The organism is Halochromatium sp., assembly GCF_046541315.1.
GTDB lineage: Bacteria > Pseudomonadota > Gammaproteobacteria > Chromatiales > Chromatiaceae > Lamprobacter.
Genome location: NZ_JBKHDN010000060.1, coordinates 1 through 13901, shown reverse-complemented (window position 1 = coordinate 13901; position 13901 = coordinate 1). Strand labels below are relative to the sequence as shown.

Annotated in this window: 12 protein-coding genes; all 12 read left to right on the top strand. The window is 66.8% G+C overall.

Annotated features, from left to right (window positions below; translation table 11 throughout):
* Positions 1-266: 266 nt before the first annotated feature.
* Positions 267-1607 (top strand): N-acetylmuramoyl-L-alanine amidase, encoded by a 1341-nt coding sequence (locus ACLFQI_RS06155; protein ID WP_410758010.1) that lies wholly within the window; start codon positions 267-269, stop codon positions 1605-1607.
* A 123-nt stretch (positions 1608-1730) separates the two neighbouring features.
* A complete protein-coding gene (gene mutL, locus ACLFQI_RS06150; RefSeq protein ID WP_410758009.1) occupies positions 1731-3908 on the top strand; it encodes a DNA mismatch repair endonuclease MutL in 2178 nt (725 codons plus the stop codon).
* On the top strand, positions 3908-4843 hold the full coding sequence (miaA, locus tag ACLFQI_RS06145; RefSeq protein WP_410758008.1) for a tRNA (adenosine(37)-N6)-dimethylallyltransferase MiaA: 936 nt from the start codon (positions 3908-3910) through the stop codon (positions 4841-4843). The genes mutL and miaA overlap by 1 nt, the downstream gene beginning before the upstream one ends.
* A 239-nt stretch (positions 4844-5082) precedes the next feature.
* Positions 5083-5334 (top strand): RNA chaperone Hfq, encoded by a 252-nt coding sequence (gene hfq / locus ACLFQI_RS06140; RefSeq protein WP_410758007.1) that lies wholly within the window; start codon positions 5083-5085, stop codon positions 5332-5334.
* 123 nt (positions 5335-5457) lie between these two features.
* Entirely contained in the window at positions 5458-6822 is a 1365-nt protein-coding gene (gene hflX / locus ACLFQI_RS06135) for a ribosome rescue GTPase HflX (RefSeq protein ID WP_410758006.1), read from the top strand.
* 218 nt (positions 6823-7040) lie between these two features.
* A complete protein-coding gene (hflK, locus tag ACLFQI_RS06130; protein WP_410758005.1) occupies positions 7041-8207 on the top strand; it encodes an FtsH protease activity modulator HflK in 1167 nt (388 codons plus the stop codon).
* Positions 8207-9130: a protease modulator HflC gene (hflC, locus tag ACLFQI_RS06125; RefSeq protein WP_410758004.1), complete on the top strand. Its 924-nt coding sequence runs from the start codon at positions 8207-8209 to the stop codon at positions 9128-9130. The genes hflK and hflC overlap by 1 nt, the downstream gene beginning before the upstream one ends.
* A 191-nt stretch (positions 9131-9321) precedes the next feature.
* Complete coding sequence (locus ACLFQI_RS06120; protein ID WP_410758003.1) at positions 9322-9507, top strand: DUF2065 domain-containing protein; 186 nt, start codon at positions 9322-9324, stop codon at positions 9505-9507.
* Positions 9508-9517: 10 nt separating this feature from the next.
* The gene (locus tag ACLFQI_RS06115; RefSeq protein ID WP_410758002.1) at positions 9518-10711 is read left to right on the top strand and encodes an ATP phosphoribosyltransferase regulatory subunit; all 1194 of its coding nucleotides are present in this window, start codon (positions 9518-9520) and stop codon (positions 10709-10711) included.
* A 30-nt stretch (positions 10712-10741) separates the two neighbouring features.
* A complete protein-coding gene (locus ACLFQI_RS06110) occupies positions 10742-12037 on the top strand; it encodes an adenylosuccinate synthase (protein WP_410758001.1) in 1296 nt (431 codons plus the stop codon).
* Positions 12038-12117: 80 nt separating this feature from the next.
* A complete protein-coding gene (locus ACLFQI_RS06105) occupies positions 12118-12384 on the top strand; it encodes an OadG family protein (protein WP_410758000.1) in 267 nt (88 codons plus the stop codon).
* Between the two features lie 89 nt (positions 12385-12473).
* The coding region (gene oadA, locus ACLFQI_RS06100; protein ID WP_410757999.1) for a sodium-extruding oxaloacetate decarboxylase subunit alpha at positions 12474-13901 on the top strand (1428 nt) is incomplete at its 3' end.

Here is a 13901-nt window from a genome sequence, read left to right as displayed (position 1 = left end):
CCGCCGGCCGGCGGTTGCCGGCGGATCACGCTCGTCGCGTGTTCGGCGTGGGCGCCGCTTCTGGCGGCGTTGGCGCCAGCCGATCGAGAGGCTCGAAATCTCGTTGCATCGGCGCGACAGCATGCCTGAGTAAGCTCGACAGGCTGTGAAGAAACCGCTTCAAGCAGTCGTGCAGGCTTGGAAAAAATCTGTGTGGCGACTATCCTTGAAGGGTTGGCAATGCCACCTGAACGGGGTGGCCGCGACCATGGATTAAACTCTCACGCATGCTTTGGATGCTGGCTCGCTACAGTCTTTTGATCCTCCTGACGGGCCTGAGTTGCTCGACCTTGGGCGGGCAGGTCGGTGTCGCTGGCGCACGCATGTGGAGCGGACCGGAATACACGCGCTTCGTCGTCGATCTGGCGGGGCCGATCGAGCACAGGGTCTTCGCGCTGGACGATCCCGATCGGCTGGTCGTCGATCTGGTCGGTGCCCGCCTCGAGGGCGCGCTCCCGGAACCGACCGGTGAGGATCGGATGGTCGCCGGTCTGCGCAGTGGCATTCGTGCCGGCGATGATCTGCGCATCGTGTTGGACCTCAAGCAGCCGGTGCGCGCGAAGAGCTTCGAGTTGGCGCCGAACCAGGATTACGGCCACCGCTTGGTGATCGACCTGTCGCCGCAGACCGAGGCGGCGGACACGCGGCCATCGCTGCCCGCGCCGCCTCCGGCGAGGCGCGATCTGATCATCGCCGTCGATGCCGGTCACGGCGGCAAGGACCCGGGCGCGGTGGGGCCGAACGGGACGCGCGAGAAGGACATCGTCCTGGTGATCGCGCGCAAGCTGGCCACCCGCATCGATGCCCATCCTGGCATGCGCGCGGTGATGGTGCGCGACGATGATCGCTTCATCAGCTTGCGGCAGCGTATCGAGATCGCGCGCAAGCACCGCGCCGACCTCTTCGTCTCGATTCATGCCGATGCCTTCCATGATCGGCGCGTGCGCGGTTCCTCGGTCTTCACCCTCTCGGCCGGCGGGGCCACGAGCGAGGCCGCGCGGTGGATCGCCGAGCGCGAGAACCGCGCCGATCTCATCGGCGGTGTCGATCTCAAGCAGCGCGATGATCTGCTCGCCTCGGTGCTGATCGAGATGAGTCAGAACGCCACCATCGAACTCAGCAGCGTTGCTGCCGCCAAGGTCTTGGCCAAGCTGCAAGGACTCGGAGAGGTCCATCAGCAACGCATCCAGCAGGCCGGCTTCGCGGTGCTCAAGTCGCCGGATATCCCGTCCATGCTGGTCGAGACCGCCTTCATCTCGAATCCAGAAGAGGAAAAACGCCTGCGGGAGACGAGCTACCAGAACCAGCTGGCGACGGCGATCCTCGAGGGCATCGTCGAGTATTTTGGCGAATATCCGCCCCCCGGGACGCATTTCGCCGAGTCCACGCCGAGCGCCCTGGCAAAGGCGGCAACAGCGAGCGCGCAGCAGTATCGCATCCGCTCCGGCGACACCCTCTCCGAAATCGCGCGCAACCACGACGTCAATCTGAGCGTCCTGCGCGATCTCAACCAACTCCAGGGCGACCAGATTCGTTCGGGTCAGGTGCTGATCATTCCGGGCAGCTGAGCGTTCAACGCCGGACCCGGCCGGGTCCACGCGCGGGCGGACGCTGCACAGGGCGCTGGCGAGTCTGTGAGCTGGCGAGCAAGACGGCTTGCCGCGCCGCCGGGTTTCTGCTTCCATCGTCCCATGTCACGCATTCGCCCCTTACCCCCGCTGCTCATCAATCAGATCGCCGCTGGCGAGGTCATCGAGCGCCCGGCCTCGGTGGTCAAGGAATTGCTCGAGAACAGTCTCGACGCCGGCGCTCGGGAGATCGCGATCGAGCTTGAGCAGGCCGGGATCAAGCGCATCCAGGTGCGCGACGATGGCAGCGGCATCGGGCGCGAGGATCTGCGCCTTGCGGTCTCGCCCCATGCCACCAGCAAGATCGGCAGCCTGGCGGATCTCGAGGCCGTCGCCAGCTTCGGCTTTCGCGGCGAGGCACTGCCGAGCATCGCATCGGTGGCGCGGCTCGAACTGACCTCGCGCGAGCGCGGGGCCGAGCATGGCTGGCGGCTGCGTGCCGATGGCTCGGAGTCCCGCGCGGCTCCCGCACCGGCGGCGCATCCGGTTGGCACCTCGGTCGAGGTCCGCGATCTGTTCTATCGGGTACCGGCGCGGCGTAAGTTCCTGCGCACCGAGCGCACCGAACTCGGGCATATCGAGCAGCTGATCCGGCGGATGGCGCTGGCGCGAGCCGATGTCGCCTTTCGCGTGCGGCATAACGGCCGCGAGTTGTTCGATCTGCGCGCTGCGGCTCCGGCTCTGGCTCCGGCCGAGACCGCGTCGCTGTCGGCGGGTGTCTGCGACGAGCGCCTGGAGATCCTGCTCGGCGCGGCCTTCGTGCAGCAGGCGCTGAGGATCGATGAGCAGGCGGTGGGCCTGGCGCTGAGCGGTTGGGTGGCGCGACCGGCGTTCTCGCGCAGCCAGGCCGATCTGCAATTCTTCTTCGTCAATGGTCGCATGGTGCGCGACAAGCTGGTCGCGCACGCGGTCCGGCAGGCGTTTCAAGACGTGCTGCATCATGGGCGGCATCCGGCCTATGTCCTCGATCTGCGGCTGGATCCGCGCCAAGTCGACGTGAACGTCCACCCGGCCAAGCAGGAGGTGCGGTTTCGCGAGGGCCGGCAGGTGCACGATTTCCTGTTTCGCAGCCTGCACCGGCGGCTTGCCGAGGGCGCAGCTCCGAGGCATTCCGCGGCTCGCGACCCCAGCGATCCCCCGGGCCGCGCCCCAGGTCACGCACTGGCTCGCGCCCAGGATCGACCCCAAGACTATCGCCAAACCGAGCATGCAGTGCCGGCGTTTCCCGAAGGCAGGCGTATCTCCGAACCCGGCGATGGCGCGCTGGCCCCGGGTCAGTCTCGCTTACCGGCTAGGCGCCAGCCTCGACCGCCCTTGCGGGTGAGGGATGGTCGCAGCGTCTATGCGGCGGCCTTGGCTTTGCAGATGCCAGATGCCGACGCCCCTGCGGATGCTTGCATCGCAAGCGCCTTGCATCGTCAACAGACCCATTCCCTGTCGGGCGATTCGTCGAGCCGACCCTTCAGCCCGCTGTCGAACGGGCTTTCCAAGCCGGCCGCCAATGAGGCCGAGGGTTCCAGGCAAGGCCAAAGCCAAGAGCAAGCATTCACTCAGGACCAGCGCGCCGACTGCCTCGATCCAGACCTTTCCCCCGGCGGGGACTCGGATCGGGACTCGGATCGGGACTCGGGTCGGGACTCAGGCCAGGCCTCCACTTCGCCGCCGCTCGGCTATGCGATCGGGCAATTGAACGGGGTCTTCATCCTGGCCCAGGTCGAGGACGGGCTGATCCTGGTCGATATGCATGCGGCCCATGAGCGTATCGGTTACGAGCGGCTGAAGGCGAGTTGGAACCAGGGCCATGTGCAACGACAGCCGCTGTTGGTGCCGATCTCGCTCGCGGTCTCGGCCCGCGAGGCCGATCTCGCCGAAGAACGCCAGGCCCTGCTGGCCGATCTGGGGATCGAGGTCGATCGCACCGGCCCGCAACGCCTGCGGCTGCGCGCGATCCCGGCGATCCTCGGGGAGACCGATGCCGAGCAATTGCTGCGCGATCTGCTGGCCGATCTGCTCGCCGGGGGCACCGGCGAGCGCCTGCAGACCGAGATCAACCAAGTGCTCTCGACCATGGCCTGTCATGGCTCGGTGCGGGCCAACCGGCGGCTGACCCTGCCGGAGATGAATGCGCTGCTGCGGACGATGGAGCGCACCGAGCGCGCCGATCAGTGCAATCATGGCCGTCCGACCTGGATCAAGCTCTCGCATCAGGATCTGGACCGCCTGTTCTGGCGCGGGCGCTGATGAGTATCGCCCGCCCGCCGGCGCTCTTCGTCACCGGCCCGACCGCGTCCGGCAAGACCGAGCTGGCGCTGGCGCTGGCCGAGCACTTGCCCTGCGAGTTGATCAGCGTCGATTCGGCGCTGGTCTATCGCGGCCTGGATATCGGCACCGCGAAGCCGAGTCCGAGCGTGCTCGCGCGCGTGCCGCATCGGCTGGTGGATATTTGCGACCCGAGCGAGGCCTATTCGGCGGCGCGCTTCCGCGAGGATGCGCTGGCGGCCATGGCCGAGATCACCGCCGCCGGACGCGTGCCATTGTTGGTCGGTGGCACCATGCTCTACTGGCGCGCGCTCGTCGGCGGCCTCTCGCCGCTGCCGGCCGCTCACCCCGAGATCCGGGCGGCGCTCGCCGAGCGCCATGCGCGCGAAGGGGCGGCGGCGATGCACGCCTGGCTTACCGAGGTGGACCCGGCCAGCGCGGCCAAGGTGCATCCCAACGATCCGCAGCGCGTGCAGCGGGCGCTCGAGGTGTTCCTGATCAGCGGGCGGCCGATGAGCGAGCTGTGGCATCGCGATGGCGGTTCCGCGTTGCCTTATCGGGTATTGATCCTGGTGCGCTCGCCCGGCGAGCGGGCGATCCTGCATCGGCGCATCGCGGCGCGGCTGCAAGGCATGTGGGCGGCCGGTTTCGAGGAGGAGGGACGCCGTTTGTATGCGCGCGGCGACCTGCATGCCGAGCTTCCCGCGCTGCGGTCGGTGGGCTATCGTCAGCTCTGGGCCTATCTCAGCGGCGAGCTGAGCCGGGAGGAGATGCGGGAGAGGGCGTTGATCGCGACTCGCCAGTTGGCCAAGCGTCAATACACCTGGCTGCGCGCGGAGCCAGAGGCCGCTTGGCTCTGGGATGGCGCGCGCGTCGAACAGGAGGCGCTGGCGCGGGTCGAGGCCTTTCTCGGTTGAATCGTCCTCGGTGCGTGCTGGCGGCGACACCGCGAAACCGCCATCGGAGGCCGCCCACAAGGGCCGTCCAGAAGGGTCGCCCAGAAGGGCCGTCCAGCAAGGCCGTCGAGACAACGTCGGAACAATCGGCTGCACAGCACAGTCCTTCGGCTCTGTGCTATCTTCCATGGCTTTACTGGCCTCATCTCACGCGCCGCCGGGATGACGCCGGTCAGTGACAACAACAAGGAGAAGCGCCCATGTCCAAGGGGCAGAGTCTACAAGATCCGTTTCTGAACGCCCTGCGCAAGGAACGCGTGCCCGTCTCGATCTTTCTGGTGAATGGGATCAAGTTGCAAGGACAGATCGAATCGTTCGACCAATTCGTCGTGCTGCTGAAGAACAACGTCAGCCAGATGATCTACAAGCACGCGATCTCGACCGTGGTACCGACCCGCAACGTCAAGCTGCCGCAGGCTCAAGAGGACGCGGGCGAGGAGGACGCAGGCTGATTCCGCGCTTTTCACAGCACTGGCCGATTCCTGCCCGCAACCGGCCCGCGCGCGGGCGGTGGGGCCCTGGCAGGCGCCAAGCGGGGCCTCTGCACGACGAGAGGCCCCGAGCCGGGAGGCGCCATGTTTGAGCGTCCAAAGGCCGGCGAGCGCTCGCTGCTGGTTCGGATCGCGATGGGCCAGGGCGGGGCCGCCGACGCCGGCGACGCGGCCGAGGAGTTTCGGCTCCTGGCCGAGGCGGCCGGGGCCGAGATCGTCGGCACCTTGGGTGGCTCGCGCGAGGCGCCGGACCCGCGGCTATTCATCGGTTCGGGCAAGGCCGATGAGCTGCGCGCGCTGGTCGCGGCCACGGCGGCCGAACTGGTGATCTTCGATCATGCGCTGAGTCCGGCTCAGGAGCGCAATCTGGAACGCCTGCTCGCCTGCCGCGTCGTCGATCGCAGTGGCCTGATCCTGGATATCTTCGCCCAGCGCGCGCGCTCGGCCGACGGTAAGCTGCAAGTCGAACTGGCGCAGCTCAGACATCTGTCGACCCGACTGGTGCGCGGCTGGACCCATCTGGAGCGGCAGAAGGGAGGCATCGGGCTGCGCGGACCGGGCGAGACCCAGCTCGAGACCGACCGCCGGCTGTTGGCCCGGCGCATCGAATTGCTCAACGACCGCCTCGGCCATGTCGAGACCCAACGCGAGCAGGGCCGTCGCGCCCGGGATCGCGCCGAGGTGCCGACGATCTCGCTGGTCGGCTATACCAACGCCGGCAAGTCGACCCTGTTCAATCGCTTGACCGCGGCCGGCGTGTTCCAGGCCGATCAGCTCTTTGCGACCCTCGACCCGACGCTGCGCCGATTGTCGCTGCCGAATGGTCCGCCTGCGGTCCTGGCCGATACGGTGGGCTTCATCAACGGCCTGCCGCATGAGCTGGTCGCCGCCTTTCGCTCGACATTGCAGGAGACGCGCGAAGCGGCACTGCTGTTGCACGTCATCGATGCCGCCTCGCCGGAGCGCGAGCGGCGCATGCGCGACGTGGAGACGGTGTTGACCGAGATCGGCGTGCAAGACTGTCCGCAATTGCTGGTCTACAACAAGATCGATCAGCTCGCGGAGCAACCCCCGCGGCTGGATCGCGATGCCAAGGGGCAGGTCTGGCGCGTGTGGATGTCGGCGCAGACCGGTGCCGGCGTGGAGCTTTTGACGCAGGCCCTGAGCGAGCGCTTGCGCGGCGAGCTGGTGCGCGCATCGCTGCTGCTCGGCCCCGCCGATGGCGCGCTCCGCGCCTGGTTGTTCGAGCATGCCCAGGTCTTGCAAGATGCGGGGACCGACCAGGGCGGTTGGCGCATGGATGTCGAGTTGTCGCGTCAGCAGCTCGAGCGCTCGCTGCAAGGCAATGCGCGCTGGCGGCGCTGCCGACTCGAGCCCGAGGCCGGCGCGCCGGTGTCGGCAGCGGAACGCGCGCCCGCGGATGCGGTCTTGGATCGTACCGATGGCTGAGATGCGCCGGTGCAACGGCGGCCGACCGGCGGGCGTTGTCGGTGATGGCCGCGGCCACGTACAATGCTCGGTTTTGGTTGAGCGCCTTTCCTTGATAAGCGAGGAGGGGATGGCACTTTCACGACAGCGGCGTCCATCGTCGGCTGACAGCGGACTCGCCGCTCGCTGGGTGGGCTCGCGTCGGCGTCACGACATCACAGAGCGTAATCGGAGCAAGTATGGCCTGGAATGAACCGGGAGGTGGCAACCGGGACCCCTGGGGTAACAACCAGGGCGGCCCTGGCAATCAGGGCGGGCCGCCTGATCTCGACGAGATCGTGCGTAAGCTTCAGGAGCGGGTCGGCGGCCTGTTCGGGGGTCAGGGTCCGAGTGGCGGCGGTGGCGGGTTCGGCGGCGGCGACCTCAGCCTGACCCTGCTCGGCGTGCTCGGCGCCGGTCTCCTCGTCGCCTGGCTCCTGACCGGCATCTATATCGTCGAGCCGGCCGAGCGCGGGGTCGTCTTGCGCTTCGGCGCCTATGTCAAGACCACGGCTTCGGGACCGCATTGGCGCATGCCCTGGCCGATCGGACGCGTCGAGATCGTCAATGTGGACGAGATCTCCTCGTTCAGCCACAAGGCCGCGATGTTGACCCGCGATGAGAACATCGTCGATGTCGAACTCACGGTGCAGTCGCGCATCCAGGACGCGGCGAACTACCTGTTCCAGGATCAGGCGCCGATGAAGACCCTGCGCGACGCGACCGAAACCGTGGTGCGCAAGACCATCGGCGGCGCCCAGTTGGACTTCATCCTCACCGAGGGCCGTGGCGCGGTGGCCGACATGATCCAGCAGGGCGTGCAGAGCCTGATGGACGAGTACAAGACCGGGCTGATCGTCACCTCGGTCAACATGCAGCCGGCGAAACCGCCGGAGCAGGTCAAGGACGCCTTTGACGACGCCATCAAGGCGCGCGAGGACAAGGAGCGGCTGGAGAACAAGGCCGAGGCCTACGCCAACGAGATCCTGCCGCAGGCACGTGGCGAGGCGGCACGCGCCGTTGCCGATGCCAAGGCCTATCGGGATCGGGTCATCGCCTCGGCCGAGGGTGAAACCTCGCGCTTCAGTGCGATTCGCGCCCAATACGAGAACGCGCCGGAGGTCACGCGCGAGCGGCTCTATCTGGAGACGATCGAGTCCGTGCTGACCGGCAGCAACATGGTGCTGATCGATGTGCCGCAGGGCAACAGCCTGATGTATCTGCCATTGGATCAGCTCATGCGCAAGCAACCGGCAACGATCCCGCTGCGCACCCCGATGCTCGATGCGAGCGGTTCGAAACAAGACAGCTCGCGGTCGACGCCGTTGCCGATGCGTGACGTGTCCCGCGAGCGGAGTTCGCGCTGATGGAAGACACCAAGAAGATTCTGCTCCCGATCGCCGCCGCCCTGCTGGTGCTGCTCGTCTACGCGTCCCTCTTTACCGTGCAGCAGTGGGAGACGGCGATCAAGCTGCGCCTCGGCGAGATCGTGCGCAGCGACTACGATCCCGGCCTGCATGCGAAGGTGCCGCTGCTGAACAACATCATGCGCTTCGATGCGCGTATTCAGACGCTCGACGCGCGGCCCCAGCGGTTTTTGACGATCGAGAAGAAGGACGTGATCGTCGATTCCTACACCAAGTGGCGGATCAACAACGCGGCCCAGTTCTTCCGCTCCACCGGCGGTGACAGCGCGCGTGCCGAGCGCCTGCTCTCGGAGCGCGTCAACACCGCGCTGCGCAATGAGTTCGGTAAGCGCACCATTCAGGAGGTGGTCACCGAGGACCGTATCGCGCTGATGAAGGCGCTGACCAAGGTCAGCGATACCCAGGCCGCCGAGCTTGGTATCGAGGTGCTCGACGTGCGCGTGAAGAAGATCGACCTGCCGCCCGAGGTCAGCGAATCGGTCTATAACCGCATGCGCGCCGAGCGCGAGCGCGTCGCCCGCGATCTGCGCGCCAGGGGCGCCGAGGCCGCCGAGCGTATTCGCGCCGACGCCGATCGCCAGCGCACGGTGATCATTGCCGATGCCTATCGTGAGGCCGAGGAGATCCGCGGCATGGGCGATGGTCGGGCAGCGGAGATCTACGCGGCGGCCTATGAGCGCAACCCGACCTTCTACGCCTTCTATCGGAGTCTAGATGCCTATCGTCGGACCTTCGCCCAGAAGGACAGTACCTTGGTGCTATCGCCGGATTCGGAGTTCTTCCGCTTCTTCAACTCCCAAGACCCGGGGGCGGCGGCGGCCTTGGGCGAGTCGGTCGACTTCCCGGGCACGATGAGCCCTTAATCCAGCTCGGAATCCCTCTTGCACGCCGATCGACAGGTCCGGCAGCCGAGCTGCTGGGCCTTGTTTTTGGCCCGCCCATCGGCATTGCGATCGCCCTCCGATCTGATCCGCCGCATGGACAGCTCGACATGGTTCTGCAATCATCGCGCAATGCTTTTTTTCACGACGTCCGCGATCGCACCGGTTGATCCATGTGGCATGCCTTGCTGCTGGCCCTATCCTTGATGCTCGTCATCGAGGGGCTATTGCCCTTTCTCGCCCCCAATGGTTTCCGCCGGCTGTTGTTGCAGGTTGCCGCCCAGGATGCCCGCCAGCTTCGCCTGACCGGGCTTGCGAGCATGCTCAGCGGCGTCGCGCTCCTCTACTTGGTCAATTGAGCCTCCTCCCATGAACGACGAGCGTTGGCTGTTGCCGACTGGCATCGAAGAGGTGCTGCCCGCGCGGGCGGCCGAGCTGGAGCGTCTGCGGCGCTGTCTGCTCGACCTCTATCGGGGCTGGGGCTACGAGCTGGTGATCCCGCCCTTCATCGACTATCTGGAGAGCCTGCTGACCGGCACCGGCCGGGATTTGGACTTGCAGACCTTCAAGCTGACCGATCAGCTGAGCGGGCGAATGCTCGGGGTGCGCGCTGATATGACCCCGCAGGTCGCGCGCATCGATGCGCACCATCTGCGCCGCGAGATCCCGACCCGGCTCTGCTATCTGGGCACGGTCCTGCACACGCGCACCGACGGTTTCGCCGGCACCCGCAGCCCGCTGCAGATCGGCGCCGAGATCTACGGCCACGATGGCCCGGCGAGCGATGTCGAGGTGCTGCGCCTGCTGGTTCGGACCCTGGAGACCGCCGGCATCGAGTCTCCGCACCTGGATCTCGGTCATGTCGGCATCTATCGCGGGCTGATCCAGCAGGCGGGCCTGACCCGCGCCGACGAGCTGCGCCTGTTCGACGCGTTGCAGCGTAAGGCCAGCGCCGAGATCGAGGCGATTATTGCCGAGACCGGGGTCGCCGGCGCCGTCGGTGGCATGCTGCTGTCGCTCGTCGAACTCAATGGCGAGGACGCGTTGACGCAGGCCAGTACGGCTTTGCGCGCGGCCGACGCGGGGGTGCTCAAGGCGCTCGATCGGCTCAAGGCGGTGGCCGATGAGCTGGCGCACTGGCTGCCGCAACTGCCGGTCCATTTCGATCTGGCCGAGCTGCGCGGTTACACCTACAAGACCGGCGTGGTCTTCGCCGCCTTCGCGCCGGGCTGGGGTTTGGAAATCGCGCGCGGTGGCCGCTATGACGATATCGGTCAGGTCTTCGGCCGTGCCCGGCCTGCGGTGGGCTTCAGCTCCGATCTCAAGGGCTTGATTGCGCTCTCGGCCCGCGCCGCCGACGAGGCGGCCGGCGCGGGCGCGGTGCTCGTGCCTTGGGATCCTGATCCTGCCCTCCAGCAGGCGGTTGACGATTTACGCGCAGCGGGTCGCCAGGTGCTCCACGAGCTGCCTGGTCAGCCCGGTGTGCCGGCTGACTACAATTGTTGCGAGCGACTGGCTCGGGTCGATGGCGTCTGGCAACTGGTGCCGGACACGGCCCCTTGATGCGGTCCCGCTGAGGAGAACAGAGCATTCATGGGTAAGAACGTCGTCGTGATCGGCACCCAGTGGGGTGACGAAGGCAAGGGCAAGGTCGTCGATCTGTTGACCGAACGCGCCGATGCGGTGGTGCGTTTCCAGGGCGGCCATAATGCCGGCCACACGTTGGTCATCGATGGCGAGCAGACCATCCTGCACCTGATTCCCTCGGGGATTCTGCATCCGGGGGTGCGCTGCCTGATCGGCAATGGCGTGGTGCTCTCGCCCGAAGCGTTGCTCAGCGAACTCGGGATGCTCGAGCAACGCGGTATCCCGGCGCGCGAGCGCATCGGCATCAGTCCCGCCTGTGCGCTGATCCTGCCGCATCACATCGCGCTCGACGCCGCGCGCGAGAAGGCGCGCGGCAACAAGGCCATCGGCACCACCGGGCGCGGCATCGGTCCGGCCTACGAGGACAAGATCGCGCGCCGCGGGATCCGCCTCGGCGAGCTGGTCGATAGCGCGCACTTCGAGGAGCGCCTGCGCGAGGTGCTGGAGCAGCATAATTTCGTGCTACAGCAGCAATTCGCGACGCAGCCGGTCGATTTCCAGCGCAGCCTGGACGAGGTCCTGAGCCAACGCGAGCCGCTCTTGGCGTTGATGACCGATGTCAGCGGCGAGCTGGTGCGCCTGCGCGCCGCCGGGGCCAACCTGTTGTTCGAGGGCGCGCAAGGGTCGCTGCTGGATATCGATCACGGCACCTATCCCTATGTGACCTCGTCGACCACCACCGCCGGTGGCGCCGCCAGCGGCAGCGGCGTCGGTCCGCTCGACCTGGACTATGTGCTCGGCATCGTCAAGGCCTACACCACCCGCGTCGGCGGCGGTCCCTTCCCGACCGAGCTGAACGATGCCGACGGTGAGCGGCTCGGCGCGCGCGGGCACGAGTTCGGCGCCACCACCGGGCGCAAGCGCCGCTGCGGTTGGCTCGACATGGTGGCGCTGCGGCGGGCCTTCATCGTCAATAGTGTCTCCGGGCTCTGCATCACCAAGCTCGACGTGCTCGACGGCATGGAACGGCTGCGGATCTGCGTCGCCTACGAGCTTGACGGCCGGGAGCTGGAGGCGCCGCCCATCACCGCCGATGAACTCGAACGCTGCACCCCGCGCTATATCGATCTGCCCGGCTGGCAGACCTCGACGGTCGGCGCCGAGTCGCTCGACGCCTTGCCGAAGGAGGCCCAGGCCTATCTGAAGACCTTGTCCGAACTCGGTGGCGTGCCGATCGATCTCGTCTCGACCGGGCCCGATCGCGCCCAAACCCTGATGATTCGCGATCCCTTCGACGATTGAACGCGACCGCCGCGGCGCCCGGCAGCGGCCCTCTAGCCCGGCTGCCGACGGCCTGGTCGTTTCCCTAGCGGAGCGCATCGATGCTCGAGACCGAACTGCTTACAGAAAGCCTCATTTTGATGGTGATCGGCATGGGGACTGTCTTCAGTTTCCTGCTGTTGCTCGTTCTGTTGCTCCGGGTCATGTCCTGGCTGGCGCATCGCATGTCCCCGCTGGATGCGCAAACGCCGCTGTCGACGCCGATGGCGCCGGTCACCGGGCCGGTGACGGGGCAGATGGCGGACGCGGAGTTGATCGCGGTGATCACGGCGGCCGTGACCCGCTATCGAGCGCGCTGGCGGCCGTGACGCCGGCGTCCAACCTGTCCTGTCATGACCTTCGCGTGATCTAGGATCAGCAGGGTCTTGACGTCGAATCCAACCTGGAACAGAGGCCCATGAGCGAACCGACACCTCTTGGCATTACCGATCTCGTGCTGCGCGATGCCCACCAATCGTTGTTGGCGACGCGGATGCGACTCGAGGATATGCTGCCGATCGCGCCCAAGCTCGATCAGGTCGGCTACTGGTCGCTGGAGACCTGGGGTGGGGCAACCTTCGATGCCTGCATCCGCTATCTCGGCGAGGATCCTTGGGAGCGCCTGCGCCAATTGAAGGCAGCGATGCCGAACACGCGCCAGCAGATGCTGCTGCGCGGTCAGAATCTGCTCGGCTATCGGCACTATGCCGACGATGTGGTGACGACCTTCGTCGAGCGTGCGGCCAAGAACGGCATCGATGTGTTTCGCATCTTCGACGCGATGAACGATCTGCGCAATCTCGAGCAGGCGATTCGCGCCGCGCTCGCGACCGATGCCCATGCGCAGGGCACCATGTCGTACACCGTCAGTCCGGTCCACGACCTCGATTACTGGGTCGATATGGGCCGGCGGCTCGAAGACCTTGGCTGCCACTCGATCTGTATCAAGGACATGGCCGGTCTTCTGCGGCCCTATGTCTGCGAGGCCTTGATCAGCCGCCTGAAACAGCACTGCACGGTGCCGATCGCGCTGCATTGCCATGCCACCACCGGCATGAGTACCGCGACCTACATCAAGGCCGCCGAGGCCGGTGTCGACGTGGTCGACACCGCGATCTCGTCGATGAGCATGACCTACGGCCATTCGCCGTCCGAGTCGCTGGTCGCGATCCTCGATGGCACGCCGCGCGATACCGGGCTGGATCTGCTGTTGCTCGAGGAGATCGCCGCCTACTTCCGCGCGGTGCGCAAGAAGTACGCGCGCTTCGAGGGCTCGCTCAAGGGCGTCGATTCGCGCATCCTGGTCGCCCAGGTGCCGGGCGGCATGCTCACCAACATGGAGAATCAGTTGCGCGAGCAGGGCGCCGCCGAGCGCATGGACGAGGTGCTCGCCGAGATCCCACGGGTGCGCGAGGATCTTGGCTTCCTCCCGCTGGTGACGCCGACCTCGCAGATCGTCGGCAGTCAGGCCGTGCTCAACGTGCTCATGGGCGAGCGCTACAAGAGCATCACCAACGAGACCGCCGGCGTGCTGCGCGGCGCCTATGGCGCGACGCCCGCGCCCGTCAACGCCGATCTGCGCGCACGCGTGCTCAAGGACGGCGAGACACCGATCAGCGGGCGTCCGGCCGATGATCTGGCCCCGGAGATGAAGCGTCTGGGCACGGAGCTTGCGGAGATCGCCAAGGAACGCGACATCCCGCTCGCCAAGGCCGAGGTCGACGATGTGCTGATCTACGCCATGTTCCCGCAGGTGGGGCTGAAGTTTCTCGAACATCGCGGCGATGCCTCGGCCTTCGAGCCGCCGCCTTGGGCGATCGAGGAGGCGGCACCGACCGCTGCACCG

What these genes read in the sequence shown, in the direction of transcription:
- ACLFQI_RS06155 (WP_410758010.1), top strand. Translation starts at nt 267, where the DNA reads ATGCTTTGGATGCTGGCTCGCTACAGTCTTTTGATCCTCCTGACGGGC.
- mutL (WP_410758009.1), top strand. Translation starts at nt 1,731, where the DNA reads ATGTCACGCATTCGCCCCTTACCCCCGCTGCTCATCAATCAGATCGCC.
- miaA (WP_410758008.1), top strand. Translation starts at nt 3,908, where the DNA reads ATGAGTATCGCCCGCCCGCCGGCGCTCTTCGTCACCGGCCCGACCGCG.
- hfq (WP_410758007.1), top strand. Translation starts at nt 5,083, where the DNA reads ATGTCCAAGGGGCAGAGTCTACAAGATCCGTTTCTGAACGCCCTGCGC.
- hflX (WP_410758006.1), top strand. Translation starts at nt 5,458, where the DNA reads ATGTTTGAGCGTCCAAAGGCCGGCGAGCGCTCGCTGCTGGTTCGGATC.
- hflK (WP_410758005.1), top strand. Translation starts at nt 7,041, where the DNA reads ATGGCCTGGAATGAACCGGGAGGTGGCAACCGGGACCCCTGGGGTAAC.
- hflC (WP_410758004.1), top strand. Translation starts at nt 8,207, where the DNA reads ATGGAAGACACCAAGAAGATTCTGCTCCCGATCGCCGCCGCCCTGCTG.
- ACLFQI_RS06120 (WP_410758003.1), top strand. Translation starts at nt 9,322, where the DNA reads ATGTGGCATGCCTTGCTGCTGGCCCTATCCTTGATGCTCGTCATCGAG.
- ACLFQI_RS06115 (WP_410758002.1), top strand. Translation starts at nt 9,518, where the DNA reads ATGAACGACGAGCGTTGGCTGTTGCCGACTGGCATCGAAGAGGTGCTG.
- ACLFQI_RS06110 (WP_410758001.1), top strand. Translation starts at nt 10,742, where the DNA reads ATGGGTAAGAACGTCGTCGTGATCGGCACCCAGTGGGGTGACGAAGGC.
- ACLFQI_RS06105 (WP_410758000.1), top strand. Translation starts at nt 12,118, where the DNA reads ATGCTCGAGACCGAACTGCTTACAGAAAGCCTCATTTTGATGGTGATC.